The sequence below is a fragment of the Bacillus cereus genome (assembly GCF_002564555.1).
Taxonomy (GTDB): domain Bacteria; phylum Bacillota; class Bacilli; order Bacillales; family Bacillaceae_G; genus Bacillus_A; species Bacillus_A cereus_K.
On the sequence record NZ_NUVD01000021.1, the window covers coordinates 1 to 2259 of the forward strand.

The window sequence follows — 2259 nt, forward strand, 5'->3', positions numbered from 1 at the left end:
CCATCAACTTAAGAGTGTAAACAAACTGAACTCTTGTTCAGGAGGGTTAAAACATTCTGAAAATAGAAGTATATTCTTAAAAATGCGCATACCAAATAAACCCTAACGGGTTTCACTTTTTTAATTATGCAATTTTCTTTTGTTTTCTCAATCCATTATACTCATAGACAACACCCATAATATCAAAGACTGTCTTCTTCTCATATCTGTGAGATTTCCGTCCATTTTTCTGTAGAAGATGGAACAGGCGGATTAAAATCTTTGTTATTTCTCGGGTGTTTTGCTGTATAGCTTGATAAAGAATGTATAAATGGTCTTGAATCATTCCAATGGCTTTATATTCGCTTAATTCTCTTTTCTTCTTTTGTAAAATTAATTGTCTCATCTTAAACATAGTAGAAGAACATAGAAAAATAGCGATGAGTTTTCCATAAATGTGGCATTCTAATCGCTCTCGTTTGATATTGTGCCAATTATGAATTTGAAATAAGGATTTCCAAGTTTTAAAGATAATTTCAATTTGCCAGCGGAGGGAATAAAAATCATGTATTTGTTCCATCGGAACCCATTCCAAAGGTGTATTGGTAACATAAATGTTCATACCAGCCAATCGTTTGCTTTTCTCTGAGTACGTAATACCCTTTTTACTTTCCGTATACACTTGTTTTTTCTTACGTTCTCGAAGTTGTTTTTCAGTTAATCGATATATAATAACTCGTGTAAATAGTTTTTTATCCTTTCCAATATAAGCATCTGTTATTTCATAGACCTGTCCTGGTTCTAAGGTATTCATAATGTGTTCTAAATCAACTTTGATGTACTGAGACTGTTTTTTTACTGTCCCATTTCGAAAGTATTCAGGAAACTCATTTTTGATATACACCATATTATTTAGTTTAAGCCGCGATATATAATACACGCCTCGTTGGTCCATTTGATCTAAATCGGCCAGTGAATAATAGCCTAAATCCCGAATACATAGATCGCCAGGCCGTAATGTCGCTAAACATTCTGTTCCAAAGGTCTTATCATTATTCTTCCCCGGTTCAACTTGAAAATTTAAAAACTGTCCGCTTTGTAAATCATATTCTAATTGAATCTTTATACCCGCTGTTTGTGCACAACCACCTGATCCAGGATACACACTAGCTAAATGTTTTGGCACTTGAAAAATCGTCGCATCTAAAATACGAATCCGTTGAAAATAGGTGATTGAAGAGCTTGGAATCACTGATGTTTCATAAATTTTATTTTTTAATAATGCAGAGAAAATATGTTTTAACAAGCAAACAGCTTTTTTATTGAAACGTTTATTGAGTCCTTCTGGACTCATAAGAGTTCCGGTAACAGCATGAAGTTGGCTACATAGCCGCACTAAAGAATCACTCGCTACTCGTTGACTTATCCAGACACAAATAGTAGCTAAATCGTGACCTGAAAACTTGCGCTTTCGTTGTACAAAAGCTAGTTCTCTAGCAAGCTTTTCTAAAAATGAAGGAGTAAGATGCTGATGTAATGCTTCAGCAAATAATTGTAGTTCATCTTGAATCGAAAGATTCATAAAAAACGCCATCCTTTCTGTATATTTCTACAAAAAGAATAGCGTTTTTCATTTTATGGATACACCTTTTAGCTCGATGGCGATGTGGCGGGCCCCTCATAACAAAATAGTAATTTAAATCAAATCAAAAGGTTAAAAATTATCTTCTCTAAGTAATTCACAAAAGTTTTGGAGAGTTGCTTTATGAATCACTTTTCTAACCTAATTAATCATCCTACCTGAAAAATACTTATACTTGCAGATACACTTGTTAAAGAGCCACCATCATTATTGGAGAGAGTGATAGTACCTGCTGAAGAAGTATTATTTATTAAAGTTAATGTTGAAGGAACAACTGTTACTGTAAAAGCAACAGTACCTTGATTGACTGAATGTGGCGATCCCGTTCCGTAACGCCCACCTGGAATCGGTGTACCGTTTAGTGCAAAGGAAAATTGATTTTCACGAGTAGCTACTAATTGAAACTCTGCTACGTATGTTCCTATTGTATTAATTATAATATTTCCAGTACCCGTTATATGGGTAAGGGCAGTTCCTACTATAGGACCATTTATATTAAAAGTAACATTACCTCCCACTACAATTGACTGATTAGTAGTATCAAAAATATATAGATAGTTTGTTAAACCTACAGCGGCAGACCCAGTAACTCCTTTAGATCCTGTAACTCCCGTAGGTCCCGTAGACCCAGTAACTCC

Annotated in this window: 2 protein-coding genes; both read right to left on the bottom strand. The window is 34.6% G+C overall.

All coding sequences use genetic code 11. From position 1 onward, the window contains the following. Positions 1 to 124: 124 nt before the first annotated feature. A complete protein-coding gene (locus tag COI75_RS14155) occupies positions 125 to 1561 on the bottom strand; it encodes an IS4 family transposase (protein WP_001053946.1) in 1437 nt (478 codons plus the stop codon). A gap of 209 nt (positions 1562 to 1770) precedes the next feature. Then, on the bottom strand, positions 1771 to 2259 hold a 489-nt coding region (locus COI75_RS14160), incomplete at its 5' end, for a collagen-like triple helix repeat-containing protein (protein WP_098448394.1).

Bases quoted from the DNA above. Each gene is read 5' to 3' on its own strand.
- COI75_RS14155 (WP_001053946.1), bottom strand. From the start codon at position 1,561: ATGAATCTTTCGATTCAAGATGAACTACAATTATTTGCTGAAGCATTA.